The sequence below is a fragment of the Bariatricus sp. TF06-38A genome (assembly GCF_027690675.1).
In the GTDB taxonomy this organism is placed as follows: Bacteria; Bacillota; Clostridia; order Lachnospirales; family Lachnospiraceae; genus Allocoprococcus; species Allocoprococcus comes.
Genome location: NZ_JAQFCE010000064.1, coordinates 1 through 1,131, shown reverse-complemented (window position 1 = coordinate 1,131; position 1,131 = coordinate 1). Strand labels below are relative to the sequence as shown.

At 36.7% G+C, this 1,131-nt stretch carries 1 protein-coding gene; it reads left to right on the top strand.

Annotation, left to right across the window (positions count from 1 at the left end; all coding sequences use genetic code 11):
- Positions 1 to 29: 29 nt before the first annotated feature.
- On the top strand, positions 30 to 1,073 hold the full coding sequence (locus tag PG418_RS19060; protein ID WP_498837886.1) for an ATP-binding protein: 1,044 nt from the start codon (positions 30 to 32) through the stop codon (positions 1,071 to 1,073).
- Positions 1,074 to 1,131 lie beyond the last annotated feature (58 nt).

The window sequence follows — 1,131 nt, the reverse complement described above, 5'->3', positions numbered from 1 at the left end:
GGAATTGGATACAAGGTGGTGAAAAAATAATGGAACAAAAGAAAAAAAAAGGATTGCGGATCCGATCCTGTCTGACTGGTGCAATCTGGCTGGCACTTGTATTTTCAACAGTCATATCTGCTTTATTATTTGCTTTTTTGAATCATTTTTTTAATCTGCCGGGCAGCATATCTGTGCTTGGCTGGCTTTTGATTTTCAATACATTGATTGCAGGGCTGATCACTTCCTTTATCAATGCAAAGTTACTGGAACCAATTACCAGACTTAGTAAAGCAATGAAGGAAGTTTCTCAGGGAGATTTTGAACAGCATTTGGAAACGAACAGCCGCATAGCAGAAGTTGGAGAATCTTATCAAAGTTTTAACGTTATGACAAAAGAACTTCGTGCAACAGAGGTGCTGCAGATGGATTTTGTATCTAATGTTTCTCATGAGTTTAAGACCCCGATTAATGCCATTGAAGGATATACAATGCTGCTTCAGGGAGAAGAACTGTCTCCGGATCAAGAGGAATATGTAGAAAAAATCTTATTTAACACCCAAAGACTTTCCGGATTGGTTGGTAATATTTTGCTGTTATCCAAGTTAGAGAATCAGAATATACCAATGAAAAAAACAGAATATCGTCTGGATGAACAGATCCGCCAGGCATTTCTTTCATTGGAAACAAAATGGACAGAAAAAGAAATTGGTTTTCAGGTAGAATTGGAGGAAATTAAATATACTGGGAATGAAGGACTTTTTATGCATATCTGGATAAATCTTTTGGATAATGCGATTAAGTTCAGCCCTTCAAAGGGGACAATTATGATGTTTCTGAAACAAGAACAGGATTCTGTTAAGTTCATTCTGGAAGATGAAGGACCAGGAATAGAGGATGATGTAAAATCCAGAATATTTGACAAGTTCTATCAGGTAGATGGATCTCATAAAGCAGAAGGAAATGGCCTAGGTCTTGCACTTGTAAAACGGATTGTAGATAGTGCCGGAGGAACAATCAAAGCAGAAAACCGTGAATATGGTGGATGCAGATTTGTTATAGAGCTGCCAAAACAGAAAGATGAGATTATATAGTTTTAAGATAAATTAGCCTGCAAATAAAAAGTCAAGGCTAAATTTAAGAACATTGAAA